At 73.2% G+C, this 560-nt stretch carries 1 protein-coding gene; it reads left to right on the top strand.

The window, feature by feature from the left end; genetic code table 11:
* On the top strand, positions 1-180 hold a 180-nt coding region (locus FUT87_RS30120), incomplete at its 5' end, for a hypothetical protein (RefSeq protein ID WP_222617320.1).
* Positions 181-560: the final 380 nt, after the last annotated feature.

The following is a 560-nucleotide window of genomic DNA, read 5'->3' as shown; positions in this document are numbered from 1 at the left end:
GCCGCCGTCGCCGGGACCAAGGCGGCCGCCAACAGCATGGCCATCGCCGCGAACGAGCGTCGCAAGAACGCGGCAGGCGTGATGGACGCAGCACGCGCGGCAAGCGCGCGCTCGGCGAAGGCGGTGGGGGCGGACCGGTCGACTGTCATGGGCGGAATCGCAGATTGTGACTGTTGCTGACGGACGGGCCACGCTGGCGCGTGAGACGCGGGGCGGTGGGCGTGAAGCCTTGCCGGGCATAGCGCGAGCCAGCCCCGCCCTGCCCCGCGCGATGAAACCGCCATGAAACGCGTCGCCCGCCCGTCGCGTCACAATCCCGCACCGCGCGCCTGACGAAGGCGCCTCCAACGCATCGCGCCCTCCCGGGCGCGATGTCCGTTTCCGCCACGACGCAGGTCCCGCCATGAGCTCCGCGATCCCCGTGATTCCCGCCCTTCCGCTGCAGCAGCACCTCCCGACCGCCAGCCCGCTCGCCTACGGCTGCATGGGCCTGGGCGGCGGCTGGGACCGGCAGCCGTGGAGCGACGCGGATGTCGACCATGCGCAGGCCGCCGTCGAGG

This window comes from Mitsuaria sp. TWR114 (assembly GCF_007997345.1).
The sequence above is the reverse complement of the archived record's forward strand: the minus strand, read 5'-3'. Positions and strand labels throughout refer to the sequence as shown.